Genomic DNA, 26,967 nt, shown 5'->3' with positions numbered 1-26,967 from the left:
GGAAGGGGCGCCTACATCCGCACCCGCTCGGCCTTTGGATCGTATATCGGCTTCAATGAAGCCTCGGCGGCAAAACGCTCGCCGGCGATTTCGATCTCGTAGGATGACGCCAGCACATCCGCTTCCGTTTCACCCTGGCAAGGCACGTAGCCGAGCCCGATGGCGCCGCCGAGATGATGGCCGTAATTGCCGGAAGTGACGGTTCCGACGATCTTGCCGTCACGAACGATCGCCTCGTTGTGGAACAGCAAGGGTTCGGGATCGGTGAGGCGGAATTGCACCAAACGGCGGTCGAGGCCGGCATCCTTCCTGCGCAGCACCGCGTCGCGGCCGAGGAAATCGCCCTTGCCGGTTTTCACGGCGAAGCCGAGACCGGCCTCCAGAACGTGGTCCTCGTCGGTGATGTCATGCCCGAAATGGCGAAACGCCTTTTCGATGCGGCAGGAATCCAATGTGTGCAGGCCGCAGAGTTTCAAACCGAAGTCCTGGCCGGCTTCTTCGATGGCTTCGAACACATGCGCGGTCTGGTCGGTCGGCACATAAAGCTCCCAGCCGAGCTCGCCGACATAGGTGACGCGGTGGGCGCGGGCGAGGCCCATGCCAATCTCGATTTCCTGCCAGGTGCCGAACGGATTTCTGTCGTTCGAGAAATCGTTCGGGCTCACCTTTTGAATCAAATCCCGCGCGTAAGGCCCCATCAGGCAAAGCACACTTTCGGCCGACGTGACGTCGGTGATGACGACGAATTCGTCGGTGAGATGCTTGCGCAGCCAGGCAAGATCGCGCTGCAAGGTGGCGCCTGGAACGACGGCGAGGAAGGCCATCTCGGAAAGCCGCGACACGGTGAGATCGCTCTCGATGCCACCCTTGCCATTCAGCATCTGTGTGTAGACGATTTTGCCAGGCGCCACGTCCATGTCGTTGGCGCAGAGGCGTTGCAGGAAGGTCAACGCGTCGCGGCCTTCTATCCTGATTTTGCCGAACGAGGTCATGTCGAACAGGCCGACGCCGTTGCGGACGGCGAGATGTTCGTCGCGCTGGTTGCCGAACCAGTTCTGCCGCTTCCAGGAATAGCGGTACTCGCGCTCCTGGCCCTCCCTGGCGAACCAGTTGGCGCGCTCCCAGCCGGCGACTTCGCCGAACACGGCGCCGCGCGCCTTCAGGTGTTCGTGCAGGGGCGAGCGCCTGATGTTACGGGACGTCGCCATCTGTCGGTACGGAAAATGGTCGGCGTAGAGCAGGCCGAGTGTTTCGGAAACGCGTTCCTTCAGATAGCGGCGGTTCTTCTGGAAGGGCTGGGTGCGACGGATGTCGACCTCCCAAAGGTCGAACGGGGCTTCACCGTCATTGATCCATTGCGCCAGCGCCATGCCGGCGCCGCCCGACGAGACGATGCCGATCGAATTGTAGCCGGTGGCCATCCAGTAGCCAGATAGTTCCGGCGCTTCGCCGAGATAATAGCGATCGTCGGGGGTAAAGCTTTCCGGCCCGTTGAAGAAGGTGTGGATGCCGGCGGTGGCCAGCATCGGCATGCGGTTGACGCCCATTTCGAGGATCGGTTCGAAATGGTCCATGTCCTCGGGCAACTGGTCGAAGCAGAAATCCTCGCGGATGCCGTCCATGCCCCAGGGCTTGGCGACCGGCTCGAAGGCGCCGAGCATCATCTTGCCGGCGTCTTCCTTGTAGTAGGCGCATTCGTCAGGCACGCGCAGGACTGGCAGGCGGCCAAGGCCGGGAATCGCCTCGGTGACGAGGTAAAAGTGTTCGCAGGCGTGCAGCGGGATGGTGACGCCGTTCTGCGCACCCAGTTCGCGGGCCCACATGCCGGCGCAATTGATGACGATGTCGGTTTCGATCGTGCCTTGTTCGTCACCTTGCGCCCAGGAGACGCCGGAAACGCGGCCATCCCTGCTATGAACCTTCGTCACCTTGACGTTCTCGACGATTTTTGCGCCGCGCTGCCGCGCGCCCTTGGCCAGAGCCATGGCGATGTTGGCCGGGTCGCATTGGCCGTCGAGCGGCAGGTGCACGGCGCCGACCACGTCGGACACATTGAGATGCGGATACATCTCCTTGACCTCGCTGGGCGAAATCTCGCGGACATCGACGTTGAAGGCACGGGCCAGCGATGCCTGCCGGTAGATCTCGTGCTTGCGCTCCTCGGTGAGCGCGACGGTGATGGAGCCGACCTGACGCATGCCGGTGGCGACCTCGGTCTCGGCTTCCAGCTTGACGTAGAGGTCGGCCGAATATTTGGCGAGCCGCGTCATGTTCTGCGAGGCGCGCAGCTGGCCGATCAGGCCGGCGGCGTGCCAGGTGGTGCCCGACGTCAACTGCTTGCGCTCCAGGAGCACGATGTCGGTCCAGCCCAGTTTCGCGAGATGGTAGGCGACTGAGCAGCCGGATACGCCGCCGCCGATGATAACGGCGCGGGCTTTCTGGGGAAGTGCGGTCATGCGGCCTCGCGTCGATAGGCTGAAACGAAGCGGCGCAGCCTCTCGGCCGCTTCGAGCAGAACGGGTTCGGGCTGGCACAGGCTGATGCGGATGTGGCCGGCCGCGGCATCGCCGAAGGAAGAGCCGGGCATGACGCCGACATTCTCGTTTTCGAGAAACGCCCAGGCGAATTTTTCGTCGTCCGGTTCGACCGCGCTGATATCGAGCATGGCATACATGCCGCCCTCGGAACCGCGCACGGTGACATCGTTCATGCCGTGCACGGCGTTGAGGAAGAGCTTGCGCCGCCGCGCATAGAGCGCCGCGATCTGGTCGACGCCGTAGTCGTTGTTCAGCGCCTCGATCGCCGCGCGGCTGACGAAATCGGTCAGCCCGTAGGTCGTCACGAGATTGAGGCTGATCAGCAGGGCGACCAGTTCCTCCGGCCCGGTCAGCCAGCCAAGGCGCCAGCCGGTCATGCCGTGGCTCTTCGACATGGAGTTGATGACCAGCGTGCGCTCGGCCATGCCGGGCAGGGCACGCGGCGACAAATGTTCGCCACCGCCGAGCGTCCAGTAGACCTCGTCGGACAACAGCCACAGATCGTGCCGGCGGCAGACATCGGCGATGCCTTCCAGCGATTTCCTCGAATAGACGGCGCCGGTCGGGTTGTTCGGGGTGTTGATCAGCATGGCGCGGGTGTTCGGCCGCACCGCGGCCTCGATCGTCTTTGCATCCGGCTGGAAGCCGTCGGTGGCGCGGGTTTCGACCACGGTGAAATCGGCGCCGGCGGCACGGAAGGTGCCGGGATAGGTGGCATAGTAGGGCGCAACGACGATGGCGTGGTCGCCTGGGTCAAGCACGCCTTGCACGGCGGCATAGAGGGAGGCCTGGCCGCCCGGCGTGGCGATGATTTGTTCGGCGCTTGTTTCAACGCCCGTGCAGCGCGTCGAAATCCGCGCCATCGCTTCGCGCAAGGCGGGAATGCCGGGAAGCTGGGTGTAGTGATGATGACCGGCGCGCAGGGCGGCGACGCCGGCCTCGACGGTTTCGGCGGGCGTATGGAAGTCGTGGTCGCCGACCGAGAGCATGATGATGTCCTCGCCGGCTTCCTTGCGCTGCCAGGCGGCGAAATGCACCTCCCAGCCGTCCTTGCCGGAAGGGGTGATGCCGGAAATGCGGGAAGAGGGTTTGGGCATGTCAAACGCTCGCGTCTTGGAAAGAAGTTCGATGGGTTGCTGCAAGCGTGAGCCTGCCGGTGGTGTCCAGCAGCGGCGTCAGCGCCCCATATCCGGGGATCGTTGGGTGCGGTGTCCTGGCGACATGTGTATGCGTGGCCGTTATCACCATGACCTTGGCACCGGCCGCCTCCGCCGCCTGGATGCCGGCGGGTGCGTCCTCGAAAACAAGGCAGTCCTGCGGCTTCTGGCCAAGGCGTTCGGCGGCGAGCAGGAAGCAGTCCGGCGCCGGCTTGCCGTTGACGACATCTTCCGCGGTGATCATCAGCCGGGGCAAAGGCAGGCCGGTGGCCTCCAGCCTGCGCAGCGCCAGGCGTCGCGGCGAGGAGGTGACGATGGCCCAACGCTCAGGCGGCAATGCGCCGAGGAAGGCGGCGGCGCCCGCAATGGCCTCGACGCCGTCGACATCGTCCAGCTCGGCCTGGGTCAACGCCTCAACCTCTGCCATCACGTCGACGCCGGGCAGGTTCAGATTGCGAACCGTCTCGACCGCGCGCACGCCGTGAATGGTCGGCAGGAAGGTTTCGACATCCAGCCCATGTTTCAGCGCCCACGCCGCCCACACCCGCTCGGCGGAAGCGATCGAACTCAGGATCGTGCCGTCCATGTCGAACAGGAAAGCGCCGAAGGCGTGGTCTGGGAAGGGCAGGGTCGTCAAGCGCGTAGCCTTTCGTTTTCAGAGTCCCACAAGGGCTTGTCTTCCTGGACCGCGGCCTTGAAGCGCTCGCCGAAAATCTCGACTTCGACAACAGTGCCCGGCACGGCCAGATCGGCGCGCACCATGCCAAGCGCGATGGATTTGTCCACCCTGTAGCCCCAGCCGCCCGAGGTGGTTTCGCCGACGATGGTCCCGCCATGCCAGAGCGTCGACATATAGGGCGCGTCGCAATCGCCGGGATTCTCAACGACGAGCGTGACGAAACGTTTCTTCACGCCCTGCTGCTTTTCGTTGAGCAGGGCGGCCTTGCCGCGGAATTCCGGCTTGTCCCATTTCACGAAGCGGTCGAGCCCGCCCTGCAGCACGGTGTAGTCGGTGGAAAGATCGCCCTTCCAGGCGCGGTAGCCCTTTTCGAGGCGCAGACTGTCGAGCGCGTACATGCCGAAGGGTTTCAGCCCGTGCTTTTGGCCTGCGACCCAGACGGCATCGAAGATGGCCGCCGTATCCTCGATCTTGGTGTGAATTTCCCATCCGAGTTCGCCAGCGAACGAGACCCGGACGAGCTGACACCAGCGGCCAGCGATCTGGCAGGACTGGTGCGACAGCCAGGGCAAGGACAGGTCGGCGTCAGCAACCGCAGCCAGGATGGCCCGTGAATTCGGCCCGGAGAGGATTTGGCAGGAAAATGCTTCCGTCATGTCTTGCAGCGCAATTTCCGTGGCTTCGGGAAGCTGCTTCGACAGCCACTCGAAATCATGCAGTTGCGCCACGGCGGCGGTGATCAGGAAGAAGGTATCTTCCTCCAGCGCCATGATCGACATCTCGGTGACGATACGACCATTGTCGTCGGCGAAATAGCCGAGACCGATGCGACCAGATTTGGGCACCACGCCGGTGATCAGGGTGGAAAGCCAGGCACGAGCGCCAGCGCCCTTGAGGCGGAAGCGGCTGAAACCCGGCAGATCCAGAATGCCGGCGGCGTCGCGCACGGCCAGGCATTCCTCGCGGATGCGCGGTTCCCACGGTCCGGAACGTGCGAAGGTCTGTGTCGAGTCCTCCGACGTGTCGTCGCCCGGCCGGGCGTACCAGGTGGCACGTTCCCAGCCATTATAGGCGCTGAACTGCGCGCCCATCGCCTTCAGGCGTTCGTGCAACGGCGAAAGCTTGCGGTCGCGCACTGCCGGCCAGACATGGCGCGGGAACTGGATGGCATATTCGTGCCCATACACTTCCATGCCCTTGGCGACGGCGTAGTCTGGCGCCGATCCAAAGGCGGTGAAGCGGCGCGGGTCACAAGACCACATGTCCCACTCGGTCTGCCCTTCGGTCACCCATTCGGCCAGCACCTTGCCGGCGCCGCCGGCCTGGGCGATGCCGAAGGTGAACACGCAAGCCTCGAACGCGTTGGGCACGCCGGGCATGGGCCCGAGCAGCGGATTGCCGTCCGGCGCGTAGGGGATCGGGCCATTGATGACCTTCGAAAGGCCTGCAGTGCCCAGGATTGGTACGCGTTCGATGGCATCGTTCAGGTACCATTCCAGCCGCTCAAGATCGTCGGGGAAAAGCTGGAACGAGAAGTCGGCCGGCATCGGATCGGTGGGTGTGGCCCAATGCGCGTGGCAGTTGCGCTCATACGGGCCGAGGTTCATGCCGTTCTTTTCCTGGCGCAGATAGTAGGAAGAATCGACATCGCGCAGCAACGGCAATTTGTGTCCTGCTTCCCTCGACCAGGCGGCAAGCTCGGGAATTTCCTCGAAGAGGATGTATTGATGGCTCATCACCATCATGGGCACATCGCGGCCGAACATCTTGCCGACTTCGGCTGCGCGGTAGCCGGCGGCGTTGACGACATATTCGCAGCGGATTTCGCCTTGTTCGGTCGCCACGACCCATTCGTCGCGATCGCGGCGCACGCCCGTCACCGGGCAAAAGCGGATGATTTTGGCACCCTTGTCGCGCGCGCCCTTGGCCAGCGCCTGGGTGAGCTGGGCGGGGTCGATGTCGCCGTCATTGGGGTCGTAGAGCGCGCCTTTCAGCTCGTGCGTCTCGATGAAAGGATAGCGTGCCTTGATATCGTCGGTGCCGATGACCTCGATCGCCATGCCCTGGTAGCGGCCCATGCCTTTGGCGCGCTGGAACTCCTGCATGCGCTCCTTGCTGTGCGCCAGCCGGATCGAGCCGGTGACGTGATAGTTCATCGGATAATCGACCTCGGACGCCAGCCCCCGGTAGAGCTCGGTCGAATAGCGCTGCATGTTCATCAGCGACCAGGAGGACGAGAAGGTCGGCACGTTGCCGGCCGCGTGCCAGGTCGAACCGGAGGTCAGCTCGTTCTTTTCGAGCAGGACGCAGTCCGTCCAGCCGGCCTTGGCCAGATGGTAGAGGGCCGACACGCCCACCGCGCCACCGCCGATGATGACCACGCGCGCGGTCGTCGGAATTCCGGCCATTTTATCCCTCCCCAATTTCCTAGCGCATCGTGCTTACCGAAAATCGGAATCGATTTTCGGTAAGCACGATGCGCAACTACAAAGTGCTAGAGCGTCCTTTGCGCGTCCGAATGGACGCGCGGCGCTCTAGTAGACCGGCGGCGAAACGACCCAGATCACCACGGCAGGTACCGTTCCGGGGTTCTTCCAGCGGAACGGCTTGCCGGCAAAGCGGAAACTGTCGCCTTCGCCAAGCCTGTGCCAGGTGCCGTCAATCTCGATCTCGAATGTGCCGGCCACCACGTAGCCGGCTTCCTCGGTCGGCCTGAGCGCGGCCTTCTTCAATTCCGCGCCAGGCGCGAATTCCGAACGCAGCATCTCGAAACTGCCGCCGAGATCGGGCGACAGCAGCTCTTCCACCAATCCCGAATCGCTGGTACCGAGCGAACGGCGACGTCCGGCGCGCACGACCACGCCGCGTTCGTTCTCTTCCGGCACGTCATGGCTGAAGAACAGGCTGAGCGGCACGTCGAACAGGTCCGCCATGGCGCGCAGATCGCCGAGCGAAGGAACCGAAAGGCCGCGCTCAACCTGGCTGACCCAACCGACCGAGCGGCCGAGTTTCAGGGCGATCTCGGTCAGGGTCAGACCTCGCGTCTTGCGCAGCGCGCGGATGTCGGCCGCGAGGAAACGCTCGCCGGTTTGCGCGTCGGATTGGGCAGCGGGTTCGGTCACGTCTTGCGGGTCCGTGAAAAAATCAAGCAGAATTTCATGTGATGCCAAGCCCGTGAAAAGATCAAGGGTGATCTCATGGTCCAGACAAAATTGCTTGCGGTATTTTTGCGGTTCATGCAAAGGCACCGCAAACAAGCGGCGTGGAATTGGGGGACGCGCCGCCGAAATCCTGCGTCGAAGAGATTGCCATGCTGGCACCGGAAAGCAGAACCCCGAAGTTGGACGAAACCGCGCTCGTGGACGAGGCGATCGTTTCGCGCCGGTCCGTGCGCGCTTTCCTGCCCGACCCTGTCGACGATGCGGTCGTCCGCGACATCCTGTCGGTGGCCTCGCGCGCGCCCTCAGGCACCAATATGCAGCCGTGGAAGGTCTATGTCGCCAAGGGCGACGTGAAGCAGCGGCTGAGCGACGCGATCCTCAATTCAGGCATTCGCGCCGAAAAGGCGGAATGGGACGAATATCGCTATTATCCCGACCAGTTCTTCGAGCCTTACCTGACGCGACGCCGCGCCAACGGCTTCGGCCTCTATGGTGTGCTCGGCATCGGTCGGCGCGAGGTCGACAAGATGCGCGCCCAGCACGACCGCAACTTCGTCTTCTTCGACGCGCCGGTCGGCATGATCTTCACCATCGACCGGCGGTTGAACCAGGGTTCCTGGATCGACTACGGCATGTTCCTGGAGAACATCATGATCGCAGCGCGGGCGAGGGGATTGCACACCTGCCCGCAGGCGGCCTTCGCGCCTTACCACCGGCAGATCCGGCCGGTGCTCGACATCTCCGAGGAGGAGATCGTCGTCTGCGGCATGGCGCTTGGTCATGAGGACACGTCCAAGCCCGAAAGCACCTTCCGCACCGACCGCGCCCCGCTCGAGGAGTGGGTGAAGTTCGTGGAGTGAGGCAGTCGGCAATAGGCAGTCGGCAGCTGTGTGTTTCGGCGACAGTTCTTGCACTGTCTAAGTTCTGAGATTTTCCGACTGCCGACTGCCGACTGCCGACTGCCTACTCATTACTCACCGACCCATGCCCGCTGACATGGGCGCCGTCTTTCGGCGTCAGATGGCGGTAGGCGAGCAGGGCGCACAGTGTCACCAGGCCTTCGATGACGAAAAGCACGCGGAAATCATTCACCGAGGCGTGGCCTTCGCTGCCGGCCAGCAATGACAGCAAGGCGGCGGCCGCGCCGACGCTGATTGCCACGGCAAGCTGCCACAGGATGTAATAGAGCGCGCTGAAACGGGCGAGCTGTTCGGGCTCGATGTCGGCATAGGAGAGATTGCCGGTCGATGCCCATTGCGCCGAGCGGAACACGCCGAAGATGAAGATATAGGCGAGCACGATCCACACTGGCGTCGTGACCTGGATCAGCGCGAAGCCGGCGACCAGTGCCGCCACGATCGGCGTGTTGAAGACCAGCACGCGGCGGAAGCCGAAACGCTTCAACACGGCCGGCATGACGAAGCGGGTCAGCAGCGAGCCGACGGCAGCGATGAAGGTCAGGGAACCGGCCTGCACCGCGCTCATGCCGAAGCCGAGCTGGAACATCAGCGGCAGGAGGAACACGACCGAGCTCAGGCCGATCGTGTCGAGGCCGCCACCGGTGAGGAACGAGATGCGGAAGGTGCGGATGCGCAGCAGTCTCAGGTCGAGTACCGGGTTGCGCGCCCGCAGCAGATAGAAGATGGCGAGGCCGAGCAGTGCGACGGCGAGCAGGACTTGCCCGGCGATCAGACCGGCCGCCATATCCTTGGCGGCAAGCGAATCCATGCCGAGCACCAGAAGCACCATGCCGGCTCCCACCAGCATGAAGCCGGGGAAATCGAATGGCGTTCGGATCGGTTTCCGGGATGCCGGGAACAAGGCAGCCGCCAGCACCAGCGCGGCGAGCGCCAGTGGCACGTTGATGAAGAAGATCCAGCGCCAGGAAATGTAGGTGGTGAGCGCGCCGCCGACGAGCGGTCCGACCAAGGGCCCCGACTGACCGGCCAGCGAGATATACATGTTGATCTTCAGCGTGCGGTTGCGCGGAAAGCTCTGCAGCACGACGATCTGGCCGAGCGTACCCATCAGCGCGCCGCCAAAACCCTGCAAGGCGCGCGCGCCGACCAGCGTCCACATTTCGTTGGCGATGCCGCACAGCGCGGAGGCCACGCCAAAAATGACGAGGGCGAAGCAATAGGCATTGCGCAGCCCAAAGCGGTCGGCCGCCCATGCCCCCACCGGCATCATGATGATCAGACTGGCGACATAGGCGGTGACCAGAAGGCCGAGCTGGCTTGGCGGCCGGGCCAGCGTTTCGCCAATACCGGGAAGGGCGGTGACCACGACATTCTGGTCGAGGCTGGTCATGAAGACGCCACAGGCAACAGTGACCGGAATGAGCGACGAGACGCTGTCCGGTGGGGCGACGCGGCCGGTTGCGGTCGCGGAAGGCTGTGCATCCATGGGTAAAAGAAGTCGACGTATCGGCCGTTTTCAGTCAATCGACGGCGGCCGAAACCATCGATTCTCTCGGGCGACTATCGAGCCAGCCCCCATTTGCCTCAAGCAGCAGGACCGGCTCTTCGTAAGGCCAGTTTAGGGTCGTCCGAGGCGGTTTTAAGGCTATCGCCGCGGCATATGGGCCATGCATTCAAGTTCGAGCCGAGCGCCGAGCGCGAGACCGTTGGCACCGAAGGCCGAGCGCGCCGGAAGCCTGTCCGGGTCGAAATATTCGAGATAGACCCGGTTGAAGGCAGCCCATTGCGACATGTCGGCCAGCATGACCGTGCATTTGAAGATGTCGGCGAAGGTGAGGCCGTTTTCCTTGAGCACGGTCTCGATGTTCGCCATCGTCTGGCGTGTTTCGGCCTCGATACCGCCCGGCACCAGTTCCAGCTTGCCCGGCACATTGCCGAGCGCGCCCGACAGATAAAGCACGTCGCCGACGCGCACGGCCTGGCTGAAAGGCAGCCTGGCGGCCTTGGCGGCCGGTGAATTGATGAATTCCATCACGTGCCTCCCCTTCGACGGTCGGTTCAGGCTACCTCGTAACCGACTTCCTCGGCCGCATGGCCGAGCGCTTTCCAGAAGGAGCGCGCGAAGGAGCGGAAGACATAGAGGTCGAACCTGTCGCCGCCAGTCCGCTGGATCTGGGCGAAGATGTCGTGATGGGTGGTCGAGCGCGCCGCGCCGACCGGGAAGGCTGGCAAGGCGAAATCGAGCGCGAAGAATTTTGCCAGCACCCATTCGGCCTCGGGGCCTTCGATGCGGATGGCGGTGCGGCCATGCGACAGATCGGTCACGGTGCCGATCGCCGGGGTCATCGCCTTGGCGAAAGCGGCGGCGAGGCCTTCTTCCTCGTCAACCACGGTAAATTTGCCCGGCGCAAAGCCGAAGACCGCCTTGGCGCCGTTGACGACACCGCCGCCGGCGCCATCCGGCAAGGCGAGGCCGGTCACCTTGCGGATGGCGGCGATGGCTTGCCGTTCCTCGCCCGGCCAGGCGGCTATCTGCACGATGGAGCCCGGCCGCGTCTCGGAAAGGATGACGCCGACGCCATCCTCGAAACGGCCGTGCGAACCCAGTCGATAGGCCGGTTCCAGCGGTGAAAGGCGCTCAACCATGCATGCGGCTCCCTTCCGGGTCGAAGAAGTGGTGGCTGACGATCTCGACCGGTCCGAACCGCTTGCGCAGCGGGTCGGAGACGAAGGCGCGCATGCCATGGCGGCTCTTGCCGCCCTGGACGAGCGCCAGGGCGATGTATTTGCCGAGCGCCGGTGCGTAACAGCAGGCGGTGATATGGCCGATCGAGCCGTGCGGGTTGTTTTCGTCCAGTGCTTCCACGATGTGGCCGCCGCCATTGAGCGGTCGGTTGTCTAGCGCGACGATGCCGACAAGCTGCAGCCTGTCGGCGGCAACCAGACCCTCGCGTTCCATCGTGGCGGAGCCGATGAAGGGTTTCTTCTTCGACAGCATCCAGCCGAGATGCAGGTCGCGTGCGGTGGTGCGGCCGTCGATCTCGGCACCGGTGACATGGCCTTTTTCGATGCGCAGCGTGCCCAGTGCCTCGAGCCCGTAGGAGACGAGGCCGAAAGGCTTGCCGGCCTCGATCAGCGCTTCCCAGACGTGAGTGCCGTGGCCGGCGCCGCAATAGACCTCGAAGGCCATCTCGCCGGAGAAGGAGAGGCGGCAGATCATCACCGGAACATCGGCGATCTCGCCATGGACGATGCCCATGAAGGGCAGGGCGGCGTTGTCCACCGCCGTACCCTTGACGCAGGCGGCGAGAATGTCGCGCGCCTTTGGTCCGCCGATCGCCGCGCCCGCCCATTCGTCGGTGACGGAGGTGACGGTGACCTTAAGATCCGGCCAGACCACGTCGAGGAAATATTCCAGATGCTGCATCACCTTGCCGGCATTGGCCGTGGTGGTGGTCATCAGGAAATTGTCGTCGCCGAGGCGCCAGGTGGTGCCGTCGTCGAAGGCGACACCATCATCACGCAGCATCAGCCCGTAGCGGGCCTTGCCGACCGGCAGAGTAGAAAAGATGTTGGTGTAGACCCGGTCGAGGAGCTCGGCGGCGTCCGGTCCCTGGACGGCGATCTTGCCCAGCGTCGAGACATCGACGATGCCGGCCGTTTCGCGCACGGCCTTGGCCTCGCGCACATAGGCCTGTTCGACCGTCTCGCCGGCCAGACCATAGATCATCGGCCGGAACCAGAGGCCGGCGGAATACATGGTCGCGCCGTGGGCGAGGTGCCAGTCGTGCATCGGCGTCAGCCGCTCGGGCCTCAGGTCGCCATATCGCTCGGCCGCCAGCGAACCGATCGAGACCGCGGTGTAAGGCGGACGGAAGCGCGTCGTGCCGACTTCCGGGATCGGTTTGCCCAGTGTCTCGGCCATGATGGCGAGGCCCGGCACGTTCGAACTCTTGCCCTGGTCGGTCGCCATGCCGAGCGTGGTGTAGCGCTTGAGGTGCTCGACCGAGATGAAGCCTTCGCGATGCGCCAGGCGCACGTCATCGGCGGTCACGTCATGCTGGAAGTCAACGAAGCTCTTGCCCTCGGCCTTGATCTCGAAAACCGGCGCCGGCTGCGGAGCGACGGACGACGGCTCGACGGCCGGTACCTCGATGGCCGATGCCGCCGCGCCCGCGGCGGCAAGACCGGTCAGATGGCCTTCGACAATCGCTTCCGCCGTCGCGAAGCGGCCGGTACAAGCGCCGGCGCCTGCCCAGTTCTGTGTCGGCTTGGGCGGCAGGAAGGCTTGCAGCCTGTCATCCCATTCGGGTTTCGCGCCGGCCTGGCTGGCGAGATGGAGAACGGGCGACCAGCCGCCGGACATCAGCAGGCCGTCGACATGGATGCTGCGCGCATCGCCGGTCACCGTACCGCTTGCCTGGTCGAAGCGCTGGATCTTGATGTCGGTCAGCGCGCGCCCGCCTTCGGTGGCGACGACCGCGTGCCCGGCCAGCACTTCCGCGCCGCAAGAAGCGGCCAGCCCGCGTGCCTCGTCCGAAATGCCGGAGCGCACGTCGATGATCGCGGTCACGTTCGCGCCGGCCTTGCCGAGCGCGGCAGCGGCCGCGTAGGCCGTGTCGTTGTTGGTGAATAGCGCTATCTTTTCGCCCGGCAACACGCCGAACTGATTGGCGTAGCGCTGTGCCGCACTGGCCAGCATGACGCCCGGCCGGTCGTTGCCTGGGAAGACCAGCGGCCGCTCCAGCGCGCCGGTCGCCAGAACGACCGACTTGGCCCGGATGGTCCAATGGCGGTGACGCGGCTCACCGCGCGCCGCCGTTTCCTTGTGGTCGGACACGCGTTCCAGCGCGGCCATGGTATTGCCGTCGTAATAACCCCAGACGGTGGTGCGCGGCAGCAGTCGCACATTGTTGCGGCCCTTGAGGCCGTTCACAATGTCGTTGGCCCAGTCGGCAGCGCGGGTGCCGTCGATTGTCTCCCCGGACCAGTTGGCGGAACCGCCGAAGCGGGGATCGAGTTCGGCCAGAATGACACGCGCGCCACGGTCGGCGGCCGCCTTGGCGGCCATCAGGCCGGCGGGGCCGGAACCGACCACCAGCACGTCGCAGAAGGCGTTCATGCGTTCGTAGCGGGTGTCGTCGGCGACCGTGCCGGCGCGGCCGAGGCCAGCGGCGCGGCGAATGAAATGCTCGCAGAACATCCAGAAGCGGGTGCCCTTCAGCGGCCCGACCACCGGACCCATGAAGGTCTTGTAGTAGAAGCCGGCGCCGAGCACCTTGCCGGCCAGCTGGTTGAGCGCGCCGACATCCCAATTGAGCGACGGGAAGCGGTTCTGGCTTTCGGCGCGCAGGCCGTCATGGATCTCGATGGCGGTCGCCGGAATGTTGGGTTCGCGCGCGGCTCCGCGCAGCACGGTCACCAGCGCGTTCGGCTCGTCCACGCCGGCACTCAGCACACCGCGCGGCCGGTGGTATTTGAAGGACCGCCCCATCAGCGAGACGCCGTTGGCGAGCAGGGCCGAGGCCAGTGTGTCGCCGGCATGGCCGGTAAAGGGGGCCCCATCGAAGGTGAAGCGGACGGTTTTCAGCCTGTCGATCTGGCCGCCGGCCGTGGTGCGGCGCGGGCTCATGCCTTGGCTCCCGACTTGCGCCGTTCGGTCGAACGATGATGGGCGTCGCCACGCACCGGCACGGCGCTGGAGACATTATGGGTCAGCGTGTTGCGCACCACGCGGATATGGCTGCGGCAGCCGCCGGAATGCTGCCATATCTCGTTGTGGTCGCCGGCCGGGTTCAGCCGGTCGTAGACATATTCATTCCAGGCCTGCATGTCCTGCGAATTGGGGGCGGGGCGCTGGCGGTTGCCATCGCCTTGATAGGTGAATTCGGACACGTCGCGCGGGCCGCAATAGGGGCAAGTGAGAAGCATGGTTTTTCCTGGCGGCCTCTAATGCAGTCGCGGCGTGGCGCCTTGACCCTTCTCGTCGATGAGAATGCCGCGATGGAAGCGGTCGAGGGTGAAGGCGGCGTTGAGTTCGTGCGGTTCGTCGCGTGCGATGGTGTGGGCGAAGCAGAAGCCGGACGCAGGCGTGGCCTTGAAGCCGCCGTAACACCAGCCGCAGTTGAGATACATGCCTGGCAGGGGCCCCGTGGTGATGATCGGCGTACCGTCCATCGACATGTCGCAGACGCCGGCCCAGGAGCGCAGCATGCGCGCGCTGGCGAGGCTCGGGAACAGCGCCAGCATTTCCGACATCACCTCTTCGACGATCGGCAGGTTGCCGCGCTGGGCGTAGGAATTGTAGCCGTCGAGGTCGCCGCCATAAATCAGGCCGCCCTTGTCGGACTGGCCCATGTAGAAATGGCCCATGCCGAAGGTGACGACCGTATCGATGAACGGCTTGAGCGATTCGGAGACAAAGGCCTGCAGCACATGGCTTTCGATCGGCAGCCTGTCGATGCCGGCCAGCTGCATGACGCGGCCGGTGCTGCCGGCGGCTGTGACCGCGACTTTCTTGGCGCGGATTTCGCCGCGCGTGGTGACAACACCGGTGATGCGGTCGCCGTCGCGCAGGAAACCAGTGACTTCACAGTTCTCGAGGATATCGACACCGCGCCGGTCGGCGCCGCGCGCATAACCCCAGGCGACCGCGTCATGGCGGGCGGTGCCGGCGCGCGGCTGCATCAGGCCGCCGACGATGGGGAAGCGGGCGTTTGCCGATATGTCGATCGCTGGCATCAGCCGCTTGATCTCGGCCACCGACATCAGTTCGGCATCGACGTCGAGATGGCGCATGGCGTTGCCCTTGCGGGCGAGGTCGTCGAACTGCGCTGGCGTATGGGCAAGGTTGAGCACGCCGCGCTGCGAGAACATGACGTTGTAGTTGAGGTCGTGGGAGAGGTTCTCCCACAGCTTCATCGAATGTTCGTAGAAACGCGTGTTCTGCGGCAGCAGGTAGTTGGAGCGCACGGCCGTGGTGTTACGCCCGACATTGCCGGAGCCGAGATAGCCTTTTTCGACCACGGCGACGTTGGTGATGCCGTGTTCCTTGGCCAGATAGTAGGCTGTCGACAGGCCGTGGCCGCCGCCGCCGATGATAATGACATCATAAGAGGCCTTGGGTTCCGGCTTGCGCCAGGCCGGCTTCCAGTCCTTGTTGCCAGACAGCGCATTGCGCAGCAGCGAGAAAGCCGAATATTCCGCCATACCAACTCCACCCCCAAACCGCGCGCGGATTCGGGCACCCTATTTTGCAGTAGACTATAGAGCAGGGCGCACGGCCAAAGCCAAGATTGCGCCATGGCTTTTCGACTGGCCGACTCCGGTTGAAATGCCGGTCATGCTTGCCCCGCCCCATTGCCGTCTCTATCAAGGGCGAGATTTCGCAGCCTTGAACGCTGCTTCGCGGGTTGCCGACTTATGCTTTTTCGATTCGTACGCCTTTTCCTGATTGTCTTCCTGACCGTCGCGACATCGGTCGCCGCGTTGGCGCAGGCCGAGATTCCGGCGCTGAACGATAGCCCGCCCAAGGCTGTGCCGGCCCCGCAAGCGGCCCCCGCTCAGCAGCAGCCGGTGACACAACAGGCCACACCGCCGGCCGCGAATGTCCAGCCGGCGCAGGCGGCCCCCGCATCGCAGCCGGGCCCGGCAACGCCTGCCCAGGCGGCGCCTGCCGCTCCAGCTCAGGCTGCACCCGCGCCGCCGCCGGGCGGTCTGGTCGTCGAGCAGCAGAAGGCGTTGAAGTCGCTGGTGACCAAGACCGATGGTCTCGCCAAGCAGATCGAGCAGAATTCCGACGACGATGGCGCGCTTGTCGACATCCGCCTGCAACTCGAAGACCTCGCCCGACAGGCGCTGAATACGGCGACCGTGTTTCGCCCGCGTCTCACCGAGATCGGCAGCAAGCTTGACCAGTTGGGCCCGCCGCCGGCGCAGGGCCAGCCGGCCGAGCCGGAAATCGTTGCCAATGAGCGCAAGGCGCTGAACAACGAAAAGGCCGAGATCAATGCGGTGATCGCGGGCGCGCAGACGCTTTCGTTGCGCATCACGACGATGGTCGACAACATCTCGACGCTGCGTTCGAAGCTGTTCCGCAATCTTCTGACCAAGCGTTACGCGCTGGACAAGGTGGTCAGCAGCGAACTGGTTTCGGACGCCAATTCCGAATTCACCAATCTCTACGCAGCCGTGTCGTCCTGGTTCGGCTTTGTCCTGAAGTTCAAGTATCAGGCGGCCTTGGTGGCGACGATCATGGCGCTGGTGGCGGCGGCCGTGTTGCTGATTGGCGGGCGGCGTCTGTACGGACGGGTGTTCGAGTTCAATTCGAACATCGAGGAGCCCTCCTATCTTTCCAGGCTCTCGCTGGCGTTCTGGTCGACCCTTCTGCCGACATTGGCACTCGGCGTCTTCTTCTTCTCGACCTATTTCTTCTTCGACTACTATGGCGTGCTGCGCGGCGACATCGGCGTGTTCCTGCGCGCGCTGATGTCGGCTATCGGCGTGGCATTCTGCGTCAACCGGCTGACCAATGCGGCGCTGTCGCCGCGCATGCCCAAGTGGCGGCTGATTCCGGTGGAGTCCGGTCCGGCCCGCTGGCTGGTTCGCCTTTCGACGGCCATGGCGGTGGTGCTTGGCATCAACAGTTTCCTCTCCGTCGTCAACGAGCAGATGGGTTCGCCACTGTCGCTAACGGTCGGGCGCAGCTTCATCGCCACGATCATCATCGGGTTGATCCTGATCCTGATGGGGCTGGTGCGGCCCTTCCGCACTCACACCGGCGAATGGCGACCGTGGCCGGTATGGCTCCGGTATCTTGCCTATGCGCTTGGCCTGTTCACCATCATCGCCGCGCTGCTCGGCTTCATCGGCCTTGCGATCTTCCTGTCGATCCAGATCGTTGTCACCGGCACGATCCTGATCACCGCCTATATCGGCTTCCTGTCGGCCCGGGCCATCGGCGCGGAGGGCGGTTTCGCCGAATCCTCGGTCGGCCGCTGGTTTGCCGCCCAAACCAATCTGGAAGACGGCACGCTCGACCAGTTCGGGCTCGCCACCAGCATCGCCATCAACCTCTTGATCGTGCTGGTGTTCCTGCCGCTGATCCTGTTGTTGTGGGGCTTCCAGCCAGGTGACATCCAGGCCTGGGCCTACAGACTGGCCACCGGGGTCAAAATCGGCTCGGTAACGATTTCATTCACCGGCATCCTTACCGGCATTGTCGTCTTCGTCGTCGGTTATTTCGTGACACGCTGGTTCCAGGCGTGGCTCGACGATTCGGTCATGGCGCGAGGGCGTGTCGACACCGGCGTGCGCAATTCGATCCGCCTTATCGTCGGTTATGCCGGCATGGCGCTGGCGGCGCTGATCGGTGTCTCGGCCGCCGGGATAGATCTGTCGAACCTGGCGCTGATCGCCGGCGGTCTCTCGCTCGGCCTTGGTTTCGGCCTGCAGAACGTCGTCTCCAATTTCGTGTCGGGCCTCATCCTCCTTGCCGAGCGTCCGTTCAAGGTCGGCGACTGGATTGTCGCTGGCGATGTCAGCGGTACGGTCAAGAAGATCAGCGTGCGCGCCACCGAGATCGAGACCTTCCAGCGCCAGTCGGTGATCCTGCCGAATTCCAACCTCATCAACAGCGCAGTCGGCAACTGGACCCATCGCAACAAGCTCGGTCGCGTCGAGATCAAGGTCGGTGTCGCCTATGGCTCGGATGTGCGCCGCGTCCACGAGATATTGCTGGAGATCGCGCGCGGCCATCCTCTGGTGCTGAAGAACCCGGAGCCGTTCGTGCAATTCGTCAATTTCGGTCCGAATGCGCTGGACTTCGAAATCCGCATCTTCCTCGCCGACATCATGAATGGTGGCAGCGCGCAAAACGATATCCGCTTCGCCGTCATCGAGGCGTTCACCCGCGAAGGCATCGAGATTCCGTCGGCTCCGCGGCAGGCACAACCCCATATCCACCACGAACCGTGGCCGGTCGACGACGACAAGACCGAGGCGTTGCACGCTGAAAAGGAAGCGGTGAAAGCGGAAGCGGAACGCAACCGCACGAAAGGCCGGCGCAAGCCGCGCAGGCCCGATCCGAACTAGTTTTCCGCCTCTCCAAAGCCAATTGCGGCATGAATGAGGCATTCAGTTGCGGTTCAGCTTGTTTGTCCTATAAGCTTTTCCGCGAAGGCTTGAAACGTCTCGCGTAACGCAACAGAGGCGGTGGAAACACCGGAATTGCAATGTGGAAGTCCCTCATCGCCGCTGCAGCTCTTTTCGCCGCGAGCGGGGTTGGCCATACCGCGAGCGCGGTCAACAAGGACGCCGAGACCCGCACGCTGGTGGTCACGGAAGGCGGTGGCCGGAGCGAGTTGACGCTCGCCGGCGGCGAGACCGTCCAGTTCTGCCCGAACGGCTGCTTCGTCACCTTGCCGAATGGCGACCTGGAAGCGCTGACCGGCTCGGAGACGATCGTGATTTCCGGCGGCGCCGCGACGGTGAAGTAACCGCGAACGAACTGCCGTCGAGAACCAAGGCCGGACATCTGTCCGGCCTTTTATTTTTTGTGGTAAGCTCCATTTAACGATGACTGGCAAAACAGCGTGGTGGGCGCTTGTTTTCGCGGTTTTTTCAGCGTCCGGTAATGTGTCCCGCCACTATATCCGATCCGGGACCGCGAACAGGCGGTCATGGGGTAGGCGGGGCAACACTTTCATGGATGCGCGGTCTGACAGGAACGCAGTGCCACTTGCTGTCGATCTCGACGGCACGCTGCTGGCGACCGATCTCTTGTGGGAGGGGTTGTTCATCCTTCTCAAGAAGAACCCGCTCTATCTCTTCCTTGTGCCGATCTGGCTCGCCAGCGGGCCTGCCAGGCTGAAGCAGGAAATCGCCAGCCGCGTCGATATCGACCCAGCCAGCCTGCCTTATCGCGAGCCGCTACTGTCCAGGCTGCACGCCGAACGCTCGGACGGGCGCAAGCTGGTGCTGGCAACCGGCACGCCGCGCAAGTTCGCCGAAGCGATCGCTGCGCATCTCGGCATTTTCGACAAGGTCATCGCCACCGACGGTGTCGACAATCTCACCTCCGCCAGGAAACGTGCCGCGCTTGTCGCGATCTATGGCGATGGCGGCTTCGACTATGCCGGCAACAGCCGCCATGACCTCGAGGTCTTCGATGCCGCGCGCCTCGCCATCGTGGTTGCACCAGATCGCGCGGCGACGCGCTGGCAGGCCAGAAATGGCGGCGAACTGGTGCGAGGCCCCGAGCGGTCGTTGAAGACTGTTCTCAAGATGCTGCGTGTGCATCAATGGGCCAAGAACGGGCTGATCGCGGTGCCGATGATGCTGTCGGCGGAGTACTTCAACCCGATCATGCTGTGGCAGACCGCCATCGCATTCATCGCGTTCAGCGCGGTCGCCTCCGCCATCTACATAGTCAACGACTTCTTCGATCTGGCGCTCGACCGTCGCCATTCCACCAAGCGCAAACGGCCGTTTGCCGCCGGAACGCTGTCGATCCCCTTTGGCCTCGCTTCGATCGCCGTTCTGGTGACCATCGGTGTCGTCGCCGCCCTGTTCCTGCCTGTCGCGTTCGCCTTTGTCCTGGTCGGCTACATGATCATTACGCTGGCCTATTCGTTGAGCCTGAAGCGCATGCTTTTGATCGACGTTCTGACGCTGGCCGGACTTTATACAGTGCGCGTGCTGGCCGGTGCCGCGGCAACCGGTGTCGAGGTTTCGTTCTGGCTGCTGGCATTTTCGATCTTCTTCTTTCTGTCGCTGGCACTGGTGAAGCGTTTCGTCGAACTGCGTACGGCGCCGCCGCCGCCGGGCGAGCGCATCGCCGGCCGTGGCTATCGTGCCGAGGATCACGACATCATCGCCCAGGCAGGTCTTGCTTCGGCGTTTTCCTCCGCGCTGGTGCTGGCGCTCTACATGGACAGTGTCGAGATGCGTGAGCTATATCCGCATCCTTGGATGATTTGGCCTCTGCCGCCGATCGTTCTTTATCTGACAATGCGCATCTGGATCCTCGCTCGCCGCGGCGAGATGCATGACGATCCGGTCGTCTTCATCATGGGTGACTGGCGAAGCCAGGTCGTCGTCCTGATCGGAGCTGCGCTGCTGGTTGCCGGAGCTTGGCCGAATTGAGCATGAACCGTTTTCAAAGCTTTGGGCGGGTGATCCCGCCGGCCGTAAAGGCCATCACTGCCTCGGAGGCCATCGCGCTTCTGAAAGGTGGGACGGCGCGGCCGGATTCGCTGCTCGCCTATGGCAATGGTCGCTCCTATGGCGACAGCTGCCAGAATGCCGCCGGTACGGTGGTCGATATGCGGCCGATGGGCAAGATCCGTTCCTTCAACGCCGAGAACGGCCTGCTGGAGGCCGATGCGGGCGTTATGCTGGCCGACATCATCGCCTATGCGGCGCCATTCGGGTTCTTCCCGCCTGTGGTGCCCGGCACGCAGTTCGTCACGCTGGGTGGCGCCATCGCGAACGATGTGCATGGCAAGAATCATCATCGGCGCGGCACCTTCGGCTGCCATGTCGAATCCTTCGCGCTGCTGCGTTCGGATGGTCGCGTCCATACCTGCTCGGAAACCCAGAACACGCGCCTGTTCTGGGCGACGATCGGCGGCATGGGGTTGACCGGGCTGATCCTCTCGGCATCGATCCGCCTGATGCGGGTGCCGTCGCTGGATGTGACCGAGACGGTGACGCCGTTCCGCAACCTTGCGGAATATTTCGATCTTGCCGAGGCTGCCGACGCGGCCAACGAATATGCGGTGGCCTGGATCGACCAGCTTGCCGGCGGCCGCAATCTCGGCCGTGGCCTGCTATTTGCCGGCAACCATGCCGATCACGGCTCGCATGCGGCGCAGAAGCCGGGCGGCCGGCTCTCCGTGCCGTTCCAGCCGCCGCTTACCGTGCTCAACCGGCCTTTCCTGAAGGCTTTCAATGCCGCCTACCGCTGGAAGAAGGGCAGGGCTTCCGGCCCGCATATGGTCGGTTATCAGGGCTTTTTCTTCCCGCTTGATGGCGTGCGCGACTGGAACCGGCTCTACGGCCCGGCGGGTCTGTTCCAGCATCAGAGCGTCATCCCCGACGAAGCCGCGCGAGAGGCCGTACCCGCGCTGCTTGCTGCGGCGCATCGGGCCGGGCAGGGCTCGTTCCTGACCGTGTTGAAGCGTTTCGGCGCGATCCGTTCGCCCGGTATCCTGTCCTTCCCGCGCCCTGGCTACACGCTGACGCTCGATTTTCCTAACCGGGGCGGCAAGACATTGGCGCTGCTTGCCGAACTCGACCGCATCACAGTCGCGGCCGGCGGCGCGGTCAACCCATACAAGGATGCGCGCATGAGCGCCGAAACCTTCGCCGCGTCTTTCCCGGACTGGCGGCGGCTCGAAACCGTGCGCGATCCTGCCTTCCTGTCGAGTTTCTGGGCCCGCACCGCATACCGGCTCGGCCCGCAGCGCGGCGGTCTGGCCGAAGCAGCGGAATGACAGAATTCCGATCTGTCGTCGGTAAACAAAGATAAAATTAGACTTGCCTAAAATTACTGGTGCCGTTTCACGAATTCTTTTCGGCTTTATCTTAGACGGGTGACGGGTATTGGGGGTGAAATGAAATACATTGCTTTCATATTATTCACGGTGATGACCAACGCCGCCGCGCAGCTCATGCTGAAGCAAGGCATGATGTCGCTCGGGCCGATTTCATTCGAGGGCGTCAACCCGATCATCAAGCTTTTGCAGATTGTCTTCAGCCCCTGGGTGTTCCTGGGCCTGTGCACCTTCGTCATCTCGATGGCGTCGCATCTCTATGTGCTGTCCAAAGTCGAGCTCTCTTTCGCCTATCCGTTTCTCAGCCTTGCCTATGTCGTGGTCGCGGTGTTCGCCTATTTCGTGTTCCGGGAAGACCTGAACGCCTGGCGCATCGCCGGCATCGCCTTCATCTGCGTCGGCACCGTGCTGATCGCCCAGAGCGGCGGGGCTGATCAGGGGCATGAGCCGGGCGAGGGCGGCAAGGCCACCCAGACCACCTCCCTTTCCACCGACAAGATCAGCGGGACCGTTCGATGAGACATGTGATTATCGGCGGCGACGGCTTCGTCGGCCGCCACCTTGCTCCCAAGCTTGTCGCCGATGGTGAAGAGGTCGTTGTCGCGGACATCGTCAAGAGCGACCTGCCGCACTATCGCGCCGTGCGCCATGTCCAATGCGACGTGACCGACCCGGCCTCGGTGGCCGCGCTCGGCATCAAGGCCGACGACATGGTCTACAATCTCTCGGCCAAGATGCTGTCGCCGATCCAGGTGCGCGCCAAACGCCACGACTTCTTCTATCCGGTGAACTATCACGGCACCGTCAACATCATCGAGGCGATGGACAAGGCCGGTGCGCCAAAGCTCGTGCATTTCACCACCGACATGATCTATGGCCACACGGTCACCCAGCCGATGACCGAGGAACATCCGGTCGCGCCGCTTGGCGAATACGGCATGTCGAAATGGGAGACCGAGCAGCTTGCCGCCGAATGGCGCAAGCGCGGCATGTCGATTTCGCTGTTCCGGCCCCGCCTTATCATCGGTCCCGGCCGTCTCGGCATCCTGGAAAAACTGTTCAAGCTGATCGACTGGAACCTGCCGGTGCCGATGATCGGCTCGGGCCGCAATCCATACCAGTTCATTTCGGTGTTCGATTGTGCCGAAGCCGCACGGCTGGCCTGGAAGGCTGGCGTGCCCAACGAGGCCTATAATCTCGGTTCGCTCAAGCCGCCGCCGGTGCGCAAGCTGCTGGGCGACCTGATCCGCCATGCCGGGTCGAAGTCGATCCTGCTGCCGACGCCTGGCTGGGCGGTGAAACGCACGCTCGACCTGCTCGACCGTCTCAACATGCCGATCATGGATCCCGAGCAATATCTCATCGCCGATGAGGATTGCGTGCTCGACGTGTCCAAGGGCGAGCGCCAGCTCGGCTGGGTGCCGCAATATCGCGACGAGGACATGCTGATCGCCGCCTACCGCGAATACCGGGCCAAGAAGGGCGCTGCCGCGACGGCGGTGAAACACGCGCCCGCCGAGTGAATTTGGCCCGCAAGACCTGGCCGCAACCGGCCGGGCAGGCACCGACAAGGGGGATTTCGAGATGACTGTCATGACCAAGCCAGAACAGGATAATGCCCGCGCCGTTGCAGCCGCGCCGCTTGGCAACACCAGGCGCAAGCCGGAGCTGATCAGCGTCGAGCAGGCAAAGGCGCTGGACGTCGCCCGCATCACCGACCTGTTCAAGGCACACCTCAACCCCGGCCAGCTGCATTTCATGAAGCTGCTCGGCTTCCACAAGGTGAAGATCGAGCGCGCCGAAGGCATGTTCTATGTCGACCAGAACGGCCGCAAGATCCTCGACTTCTTTGGCGGGTTCGGCTCGCTGGCCTTTGGGCACAACCATCCGCGCATCCTCGAGGCGCGCAAGAAGTTCCAGGAGGAGAAGCGGCAGGAGATCGCCATCGCCTTCATGTCGCAATATGCAGCGGCCCTTGCCCACAACATCGCTGCCTGTTCGCCGGGCGATCTCGACATGGTCTTCCTCGGCTCGTCCGGTTCGGAGGCGATGGAGGCGGCGGTGAAGCTCGCCGAGCGCGCCGCCGGCCCGAAGCGGCCGAAGGTCGTCTATGCGGAGAACTCCTTCCACGGCAAGACCAAGGGCGTTTTGGCCATCACCGACGGGTCGCTCTACCGGGCCGACTTCAAGGTGGTCGACAACACGGTTCGCGTGCCGTTCGGCGATATCGATGCCGTCGAGCGGCTGTTCCGCTCCGATCCGGAGATCGGCGTCATCGTGCTGGAGACCATCCAGGGCGGCGGCGGCATTATCCAGGCGCCGACTGAATACTGGCAGAAGCTCAGAGCTCTCTGCGATCAGTATGGCGTGCTGTGGGTGGCCGACGAAGTGCAGTGCGGTTATGGCCGCTCCGGCCGTTTCTATGCTTTCGAGCACCATGGCGTGGTGCCCGATGTGACGGCGCTGGCGAAGTCGCTCGGCGCGGGCAAGGCGGCGGTCGGCGCCATGATCGCCAAACGCGACGTCTACATGAAGGCCTATGGCACGCCGAAGACGGCGATGATCCACGCCATGGCCACCTTTGGCGGCATGGGCGAGGCCTGCGTGACCGCCATCGAAGGCATCAACGTGCTCTACGATGAAGGGCTGATCGACAACGCGGCCAACACCGGCGCCTACCTTCTTGAGCGGCTCACCGCGCTGCGGGAAAAGTATCCGAAGATCATCAAGGATGTGCGCGGCAAGGGCTTCATGGTCGGCCTGGAGTTCCACGATTTCTCGCAGACCTTGCCGATGGTGTTACGCCCGGTGGTCAGCGTGCTGGACGACAAGCTCAAGGGTTCGCTGTCTGGGTTTGTCGGCGCGCTACTGTTGCGCGATTACGACGTGCTGGTCGCCTTCACCGAATACAATCGCAATGTCATCCGCCTCGAGCCGCCGCTGATCTGCCAGTGCGAGCATGTGGACCGTTTCATCGAGGCCTTCGACAGTCTTCTGTCGCGCGGCATCGTGGCCATCGTGAAGGATTTCGTGAAGAGCCAGATGCGCTGATCGCAGTCCGACGGAGGTTGGGAAATGTGAAAGGCCGGGAGTGATCCCGGCCTTTTTCTTTGTCGCGGCGCCAACGACGCAGGTGCGCTGCTTATCCCGGAAACCGAAAGCCGGTCTGGATGCGACAGACGCTTCGCCGCAGGTCAGCTGGCCGGGGCGTTTCGGGGTCCGAGCGCCGTGTCGAATTTCGGGTGGATGAAAGCGTCGTAACAGGCGTCGAGCTTGATGCGGCGATGATTGGTGAGCGCCGGTATGTAGAGCGTGTAGAGGATGCTGTTGTTCGCCGTCGGTGGGCAGGTCGGCAACAGTACCAGGTCCGTATCCGCGACCGCCTGTTCCTCCTCCAAACCGGGCGGCGGCACGGCGCGGCCCGGATCAGCGCCGATCGCCACGTGCAGCGGCGCGGAGCGTTGCATCAGCCAGGGAAACGGATTGACGAAGTTCAGCGACATGATGGTGTCGAAACGGATGCCGGCCTTGGTTTCGATGTCGCGGATCGAACTGATCGCCGTGTCGACAGCGCTCAGATAGCCGATCTGGAAGTCGAAGTCGGAGTAGAGCAGGGGCGTCGGCAGTTCGTAGATGCCGGCGAGATCTTCGTAAAGTTTACGATGCTCGGGATAGAAATGGAGCATATGGTCCGTCCGCGCCTCTATGTCGGGCCGCATGTTGACGGCACCCAGGCTCTTCAGGTTGCGTTCGGCCAGTGGCACGTTCTTGATCGCGCCGAGATAGGTGCGCGCGGCGCGCTCGATGATGCGCACCACTGGCGGCAAAGCCGCGGCGGCGACCAACGAGGTGATGGTCAGCACCAGAACCGGCCGCTCGACGATTCCTCGGGTCTTCATGAGAATGGCGAGCAGCACGGGCCAAAGGAAGATGAAGGCCTGGCTGCCGGTGTTCTGCGTTTCGTAGAGGATGCCGGCGATCAGCACCACTGCCAGCCACAGGCTGTCGCGGGCCAGAACCGATGTCCCCTCGACGGCTTGGGACGCGGTCTTGCGCCATTCCGACCACAACAGCACGAACACCAGTATTCCGGCGGAGCCGACGATGCCGAAGCTCAAGGAAGAGGCTTGCAGAATGCGGGGCAGCAGCGAGCCGCTGTTCAAGCCGATCAGGATCAGGATGTCGTGGATGTAGCGACCGACGAGGCCCGACGACACCTCCATCCCGGCGATGATCGCCATGAAGGCGACCGCGGCGATCAGCGCATCGCGTAGCGCGATACGCCCAGCGACGAGCGCGTAGGCGCAGATCATGCCCGCCGCGAGAAAACCGGTGATCTTCAGAAAGAACAGCGAGCCCATGCAGACAGCGATCAGGCCGACCAGAAGCCGCCTGTCGCGCACGAAGGTGAAGGCCGCCACCAGTACATAGAGCATCTGGCAAGCTTGGCGGTTATAGATGCCGAAACCGTCGGAACCCGGATAGGTGTACATTTCGCGCGTGTTGAAGGGCAAAATCGCGAAGATCAGGAAGGGGATCAGCAAGGCGAACGCGGTGAAACGCGAGCTCCTGTCGACATGCCACACGATGGCCGCCATCGCCGGCGCGGTGATGGCAAGCAGCGACCAGTGCGCGAGAAACACGGGATGGCCTTCCGGAAACAGCGCTACCCAACCGGCGAACAGGTAGTAGCCGAGCGGGCCGACCGGCACGAAGAAGTCGAGGACCGGTACCTGGCCGTCGAAGATGCGGTTGGCGGCGTCATAGTAGATGAAGACGTCCCAATACATCGGGCCGATCGGCAGGTGGACCGGCAGGGCAAGTAAGACGAGGACGACGAGCAGGGCCAGCACCAGCAAGGTGACGGGCGCGGTCAGTACCGACAGGAAAGGCCGGGGGCTTGTCTTGGAGGACTGTTCGAAGGCCACGCTCATCTCCAGTATCCGCGGCGCTCCGG

Annotated in this window: 20 protein-coding genes; 8 read left to right on the top strand and 12 right to left on the bottom strand. The window is 63.6% G+C overall.

Annotation, left to right across the window (positions count from 1 at the left end):
• Positions 1 to 11: 11 nt before the first annotated feature.
• The 5 genes from QFZ88_RS03955 to QFZ88_RS03935 all read right to left on the bottom strand — a co-directional run bounded on the left by QFZ88_RS03955 (position 12) and on the right by QFZ88_RS03935 (position 7,495).
• The gene (locus tag QFZ88_RS03955) at positions 12 to 2,456 is read right to left on the bottom strand and encodes a GcvT family protein (RefSeq protein ID WP_024926788.1); all 2,445 of its coding nucleotides are present in this window, start codon (positions 2,454 to 2,456) and stop codon (positions 12 to 14) included.
• Positions 2,453 to 3,634 carry a pyridoxal phosphate-dependent aminotransferase gene (locus QFZ88_RS03950; RefSeq protein ID WP_024926789.1) on the bottom strand — a complete coding sequence of 394 codons (1,182 nt, stop codon included), beginning with the start codon at positions 3,632 to 3,634 and terminating at the stop codon, positions 2,453 to 2,455. The genes QFZ88_RS03955 and QFZ88_RS03950 overlap by 4 nt, the downstream gene beginning before the upstream one ends.
• Before the next feature lies 1 nt (position 3,635).
• A complete protein-coding gene (locus tag QFZ88_RS03945) occupies positions 3,636 to 4,331 on the bottom strand; it encodes an HAD-IA family hydrolase (RefSeq protein ID WP_024926790.1) in 696 nt (231 codons plus the stop codon).
• Positions 4,328 to 6,781 carry a GcvT family protein gene (locus tag QFZ88_RS03940; RefSeq protein WP_024926791.1) on the bottom strand — a complete coding sequence of 818 codons (2,454 nt, stop codon included), beginning with the start codon at positions 6,779 to 6,781 and terminating at the stop codon, positions 4,328 to 4,330. Before QFZ88_RS03940 ends, QFZ88_RS03945 begins: the two co-directional genes overlap by 4 nt.
• A gap of 126 nt (positions 6,782 to 6,907) precedes the next feature.
• Positions 6,908 to 7,495: a helix-turn-helix domain-containing protein gene (locus QFZ88_RS03935; RefSeq protein WP_051504891.1), complete on the bottom strand. Its 588-nt coding sequence runs from the start codon at positions 7,493 to 7,495 to the stop codon at positions 6,908 to 6,910.
• Between the two features lie 188 nt (positions 7,496 to 7,683).
• Here QFZ88_RS03935 and QFZ88_RS03930 point away from each other — a divergent pair, with 188 nt between their 5' ends.
• Complete coding sequence (locus tag QFZ88_RS03930) at positions 7,684 to 8,394, top strand: nitroreductase (protein ID WP_024926793.1); 711 nt, start codon at positions 7,684 to 7,686, stop codon at positions 8,392 to 8,394.
• A gap of 103 nt (positions 8,395 to 8,497) precedes the next feature.
• Here QFZ88_RS03930 and QFZ88_RS03925 read toward each other — a convergent pair whose 3' ends face one another.
• The 6 genes from QFZ88_RS03925 to QFZ88_RS03900 all read right to left on the bottom strand — a co-directional run bounded on the left by QFZ88_RS03925 (position 8,498) and on the right by QFZ88_RS03900 (position 15,663).
• The gene (locus QFZ88_RS03925) at positions 8,498 to 9,940 is read right to left on the bottom strand and encodes an MFS transporter (protein ID WP_024926794.1); all 1,443 of its coding nucleotides are present in this window, start codon (positions 9,938 to 9,940) and stop codon (positions 8,498 to 8,500) included.
• A 159-nt stretch (positions 9,941 to 10,099) separates the two neighbouring features.
• Complete coding sequence (locus tag QFZ88_RS03920) at positions 10,100 to 10,486, bottom strand: RidA family protein (protein WP_024926795.1); 387 nt, start codon at positions 10,484 to 10,486, stop codon at positions 10,100 to 10,102.
• A gap of 26 nt (positions 10,487 to 10,512) precedes the next feature.
• Complete coding sequence (gene soxG / locus QFZ88_RS03915; protein ID WP_024926796.1) at positions 10,513 to 11,100, bottom strand: sarcosine oxidase subunit gamma family protein; 588 nt, start codon at positions 11,098 to 11,100, stop codon at positions 10,513 to 10,515.
• Positions 11,093 to 14,086: a sarcosine oxidase subunit alpha family protein gene (locus QFZ88_RS03910; RefSeq protein ID WP_024926797.1), complete on the bottom strand. Its 2,994-nt coding sequence runs from the start codon at positions 14,084 to 14,086 to the stop codon at positions 11,093 to 11,095. Before QFZ88_RS03910 ends, soxG begins: the two co-directional genes overlap by 8 nt.
• Positions 14,083 to 14,385, bottom strand: a complete 303-nt coding sequence (locus tag QFZ88_RS03905) for a sarcosine oxidase subunit delta family protein (RefSeq protein WP_024926798.1) — start codon at positions 14,383 to 14,385, stop codon at positions 14,083 to 14,085. The genes QFZ88_RS03910 and QFZ88_RS03905 overlap by 4 nt, the downstream gene beginning before the upstream one ends.
• An 18-nt stretch (positions 14,386 to 14,403) precedes the next feature.
• Entirely contained in the window at positions 14,404 to 15,663 is a 1,260-nt protein-coding gene (locus tag QFZ88_RS03900; RefSeq protein WP_024926799.1) for a sarcosine oxidase subunit beta family protein, read from the bottom strand.
• 213 nt (positions 15,664 to 15,876) lie between these two features.
• On the opposite strand from QFZ88_RS03900, the gene QFZ88_RS03895 reads away from it, so the two are divergent.
• The 7 genes from QFZ88_RS03895 to QFZ88_RS03865 all read left to right on the top strand — a co-directional run bounded on the left by QFZ88_RS03895 (position 15,877) and on the right by QFZ88_RS03865 (position 25,061).
• Entirely contained in the window at positions 15,877 to 18,546 is a 2,670-nt protein-coding gene (locus QFZ88_RS03895; RefSeq protein ID WP_024926800.1) for a mechanosensitive ion channel family protein, read from the top strand.
• Positions 18,547 to 18,686: 140 nt separating this feature from the next.
• Positions 18,687 to 18,950, top strand: coding sequence for a hypothetical protein (locus QFZ88_RS03890; RefSeq protein WP_024926801.1), 264 nt, complete (start codon positions 18,687 to 18,689; stop codon positions 18,948 to 18,950).
• 208 nt (positions 18,951 to 19,158) lie between these two features.
• Complete coding sequence (locus QFZ88_RS03885; RefSeq protein ID WP_024926802.1) at positions 19,159 to 20,598, top strand: UbiA family prenyltransferase; 1,440 nt, start codon at positions 19,159 to 19,161, stop codon at positions 20,596 to 20,598.
• A 2-nt stretch (positions 20,599 to 20,600) separates the two neighbouring features.
• Positions 20,601 to 21,950 (top strand): FAD-binding oxidoreductase, encoded by a 1,350-nt coding sequence (locus tag QFZ88_RS03880; RefSeq protein ID WP_036254707.1) that lies wholly within the window; start codon positions 20,601 to 20,603, stop codon positions 21,948 to 21,950.
• A gap of 120 nt (positions 21,951 to 22,070) precedes the next feature.
• Entirely contained in the window at positions 22,071 to 22,529 is a 459-nt protein-coding gene (locus QFZ88_RS03875) for an EamA family transporter (protein WP_024926804.1), read from the top strand.
• A complete protein-coding gene (locus tag QFZ88_RS03870; RefSeq protein ID WP_024926805.1) occupies positions 22,526 to 23,533 on the top strand; it encodes an NAD-dependent epimerase/dehydratase family protein in 1,008 nt (335 codons plus the stop codon). Before QFZ88_RS03875 ends, QFZ88_RS03870 begins: the two co-directional genes overlap by 4 nt.
• Before the next feature lie 70 nt (positions 23,534 to 23,603).
• A complete protein-coding gene (locus QFZ88_RS03865) occupies positions 23,604 to 25,061 on the top strand; it encodes an aspartate aminotransferase family protein (protein ID WP_373426367.1) in 1,458 nt (485 codons plus the stop codon).
• A 143-nt stretch (positions 25,062 to 25,204) separates the two neighbouring features.
• On the opposite strand, the gene QFZ88_RS03860 is transcribed toward QFZ88_RS03865, so the two are convergent.
• The gene (locus QFZ88_RS03860) at positions 25,205 to 26,944 is read right to left on the bottom strand and encodes a hypothetical protein (RefSeq protein WP_024926807.1); all 1,740 of its coding nucleotides are present in this window, start codon (positions 26,942 to 26,944) and stop codon (positions 25,205 to 25,207) included.
• Positions 26,945 to 26,967 lie beyond the last annotated feature (23 nt).

This window comes from Mesorhizobium sp. YL-MeA3-2017, assembly GCF_030814575.1.
Taxonomy (GTDB): Bacteria; Pseudomonadota; Alphaproteobacteria; order Rhizobiales; family Rhizobiaceae; genus Mesorhizobium; species Mesorhizobium terrae.
The sequence above is the reverse complement of the archived record's forward strand: the minus strand, read 5'-3'. Positions and strand labels throughout refer to the sequence as shown.